The sequence below is a fragment of the Limnofasciculus baicalensis BBK-W-15 genome (assembly GCF_024178385.1).
Lineage (GTDB): Bacteria > Cyanobacteriota > Cyanobacteriia > Cyanobacteriales > Coleofasciculaceae > Limnofasciculus > Limnofasciculus baicalensis.
Map to the genome: position 1 here is coordinate 1 of NZ_JAMZMM010000573.1, position 2,698 is coordinate 2,698.

Genomic DNA, 2,698 nt, shown 5'->3' on the forward strand with positions numbered 1-2,698 from the left:
GGGGATAATTTTCCTGGCCTTTATCTTTGTCTTTTAAAGCTGGATTCTTGATTGCGTGAGGGTGAAAATGCCCATCGCTTTTGCTGGATTTGGCTAGTTTATGAACCATGAAAAAGTACCTTGAGCGGAAAGAATAGGTGATGGGCGAGCCGTGAGGGTTTGTTCGCTATTGCCTCTCACTGCTCCATTCATTATTGCAAGTTTCGGATAATTCCGGCGGCATCTAACACTAATAATATTTCTGTTTCTAACAATGTGCATCCCCGTAAATAGGGCACCAATGCCGATGATATTTGACCTTGTGCTGATTGAATCTGTTCTTGTGAAAGACGTATGACACCTTCAACAGTTTGAACGACTAAACCCAAGGAAATTGAACCATTACGGATAATTATTACGTTATACTGCTGTACAGTGGCAAGTGTTTCATTTAATCCTAGCATCTGAGCGAGGTTAATTACCCAGATTGCACGAGAGCGCCGATTCATTAATCCAAGTACAAATGGAGGCATATTTGGCATTGATGTCAGACGATTTTGTGGTAATAAAATTACCTCCTGTGCTTGACTCATTGCTAAGAGAGCTGGTGTTTGTTGATTCAGTTTAAATTTAAGATAGGTATCTCCCTGATTTTTGGTTTTTTGTGGTTTGTTTGGTCGGAGTGCGAGGGCATTTGTCTTATTGGTGGTATTGGGCATAACTTACACGGCCACAGATTTGATCGCTCGAGTAATTTGTTCGCGGGTAAAGGGTTTTGTTAGGTAAGCATCTGCTCCCTGTTTCATCCCCCAGAGGCGGTCGATTTCCTGATTTTTAGATGAACAAATTACAATGGGTATTTTTTCTGTAGCGGGATTTGTTTTGAGGCGGCGACATAACTCAAAGCCGCTCATTCCCGGCATGACTACATCGGTAACAATCACATCTGGTTTTGATTCCATCACTTTATTGAGTGCTTCTTTTGCACCAAGAGCATTGATCACGTTATAACCACTTTCTCTTAAGTAGTGACTCATTAACTCAAGCTCGGAGAGGGTGTCTTCTACAATTAATATGGTAATCATTGCCGTTGTATTCATGGCGATTTAGGTATAAATAATTCCTGGGCTGGTTGGTTGGTCAGGGCTGAACTAAGATAAGTGTTTAAAGACTATTTTTAGTAGTTCAGATTGGTTAAAAGGCTTGGTTAAGTAGCCGGATGATCTGACTAATTTGGCTTTGGCACGGTCGAGAAATCCTGTATTACCTGTTACCATGACGATCGGGGTTGTTTTGAATAGGGAATGTTTCCGCAAGAGAGAACATAGTTCATAACCATCTAGGTTGGGCATTTCCACATCTAACAAAATTAGGTCTGGTTTAATCCGGACTACTTGCATTAAGGCTCGCACTGGGTCGTTAATCATGACTACAGAGAAGCTTTTATCATCCAAAAAGGAGTTAATGGCATTTAAGACTGTGGCACTGTCATCAATACAAGCGATGGTGTAAGTGGTTTTTTTCTTTGTCCCCATGTTGTTGGTTATTCCTGGGGGATTGCTCCCTTTTGTTAGGGGGGGGGACTGAGAATTTTGGAGGGGTTTTTGAGTTGATTCTAGTTGGGGCGACCGACCATTTTGAACTGATGTATCTGGTTGGTTTTGGTAATTATTATTATTGTTATTGTTACTATTTGTTGGTTCTGTTGGCTGAATCCTTCGCAATTGTTCGTGGCAACGTTCCACTAGGGTGCGCAATTCTAGACGACAGAATTTCGGAAGTTCCTCAAATTGATCTTGAGGTATTAATTGGTGGGTTCCTTCTTTGACGGCAAGGAGTGAACGAATTACGTCTTCAGCTAATTCTTCAATTAGAGTTGCGGCTTGGGAGAGGTTGAGATATTGTTGCTCAACTAGCCAGCAAATGGCTCGATAATCAGGAGTTGTGCTAGACTGACTCCCTAGGTCTGATTCAAATAGCAGGCGAACCTGAACTCTGACGGCGCTGACAAGGGTGGGAATTTGACGGGACAACTGGCGCAAGTGCCGATCTAGTCGTTCAAATGGGTCCAGTGAATCTGAGGCATAGATTAGTTTGCCCTGTTCGAGATATATTGACCAGGATGTGGAGCTACTGGATATTTGTAAACAGCCATTAGCTTGACGACTGGATAATTGTGCTAATAAGGACAGGGGGTTCAGTCGAGGGGAAGTTCTGTAGCTAGTCATAGCGTTGTAGTTTATTTTGATCTACCATGGGATTGGGCGAATCTGAGGCACTATATCTATAGACTCTCCCGACAAGGTACTTTCCGGAATTGATCGTTATTTGATCTCGATCGCGATTCAACTCTCTTGAGTCGGGAATTTCCTACAAGTTGTGGCTTTCTTTTGACTCTTACATCTCGCGATGATGGTAGATGGGTTCTTTCTTGAGCTGTTATCCCTGATCTGATCATTATTCTATTATAACAATGGTAAAGCGGCAATCAAGGGCGATAAAATTCGATGAAGATACCGTGAATCATTTTTTTTCGCTCTTCTGGGGAGAATAATTTATTTTTGGTTATTTTGCCCTTTCACCAATTTCTCTGTGGTATAATGAGTTACTTTAGGCTCTTGATCAGGCGTTGAATTTTTCCTTTCTGCTGCCGTTTTAATGATTCCGGAAAACTTAATTCCATGGCAATCCTCACAGTTGGTTGATTCATTTCCACTCC

The 2,698-nt window shown here is 41.9% G+C and carries 3 protein-coding genes; all 3 read right to left on the bottom strand.

Annotated features, from left to right (window positions below; all coding sequences use genetic code 11):
- Nucleotides 1-191: 191 nt before the first annotated feature.
- The 3 genes from NJ959_RS28255 to NJ959_RS28265 are packed head-to-tail and all read right to left on the bottom strand — an operon-like array spanning nt 192 to nt 2,222.
- Nucleotides 192-698: a chemotaxis protein CheW gene (locus NJ959_RS28255; protein WP_254015089.1), complete on the bottom strand. Its 507-nt coding sequence runs from the start codon at nt 696-698 to the stop codon at nt 192-194.
- 3 nt (nt 699-701) lie between these two features.
- Nucleotides 702-1,079 (bottom strand): response regulator, encoded by a 378-nt coding sequence (locus tag NJ959_RS28260; protein ID WP_254015090.1) that lies wholly within the window; start codon nt 1,077-1,079, stop codon nt 702-704.
- Nucleotides 1,080-1,130: 51 nt separating this feature from the next.
- Entirely contained in the window at nt 1,131-2,222 is a 1,092-nt protein-coding gene (locus tag NJ959_RS28265; RefSeq protein WP_373693729.1) for a response regulator, read from the bottom strand.
- Nucleotides 2,223-2,698: the final 476 nt, after the last annotated feature.